This is a genomic window from Agreia sp. PsM10 (assembly GCF_030433855.1).
Classification (GTDB): domain Bacteria; phylum Actinomycetota; class Actinomycetes; order Actinomycetales; family Microbacteriaceae; genus Agreia.
This window is the reverse complement of record NZ_JARUXC010000086.1, coordinates 1-237: the sequence shown is the minus strand read 5'-3', so window position 1 is coordinate 237 and position 237 is coordinate 1. Positions and strand designations below refer to the sequence as shown.

At 34.6% G+C, this 237-nt stretch carries 1 protein-coding gene; it reads left to right on the top strand.

Translation table 11 applies throughout. The features are described from left to right. Window positions 1-2 precede the first annotated feature (2 nt). Entirely contained in the window at window positions 3-113 is a 111-nt protein-coding gene (locus QCD70_RS19285) for a DUF739 family protein (protein WP_367316759.1), read from the top strand. The last annotated feature ends 124 nt before the right edge of the window (window positions 114-237 follow it).

The window sequence follows — 237 nt, the reverse complement described above, 5'->3', positions numbered from 1 at the left end:
CAATTTGGAAGCAACCAGAAATTTCCAAAGCTATGGAATTGTTGTCTATCTCAGGTGAAGATATTGAGTCATATTTTTTTAAAAAGAAAGCTCATGACACAGAACAAGAATAGAAAGGAAGCAACATGAACGAACTTATTAACATCACACTTAACGAAAATCACGAACCAATTGTAAGTGCAAGAGAATTGCATAAAGGGCTAGAAATCTCAAAACGATTTAGTGCTTGGTTTGACC